Genomic DNA, 232 nt, shown 5'->3' with positions numbered 1-232 from the left:
GTGCTGGGCGTGGCATTGCTGAATATTAACCTCGGGCATAATTTCCTGCAGTCCGCGCTGTACGGTTTCGCCGCCGCCGTTGGTTTCTCGCTGGTGATGGTGCTCTTCGCCGCCATCCGCGAACGCCTTGCTGTGGCTGATGTCCCGGCACCTTTTCGCGGTAATGCCATTGCGTTAATTACCGCAGGTCTTATGTCTCTGGCCTTTATGGGCTTTAGTGGTTTGGTGAAGT

At 55.6% G+C, this 232-nt stretch carries 1 protein-coding gene; it reads left to right on the top strand.

Annotated features, from left to right (window positions below; translation table 11 throughout):
* A partial coding sequence (locus tag QP381_RS09550) for an Rnf-Nqr domain containing protein (protein ID WP_285068815.1) occupies nucleotides 1–232 on the top strand: 232 nt, incomplete at both ends.

The sequence above is a fragment of the Pauljensenia sp. UMB6358 genome, from assembly GCF_030216865.1.
Lineage (GTDB): Bacteria > Actinomycetota > Actinomycetes > Actinomycetales > Actinomycetaceae > Pauljensenia > Pauljensenia turicensis_A.
The sequence above is the reverse complement of the archived record's forward strand: the minus strand, read 5'-3'. Positions and strand labels throughout refer to the sequence as shown.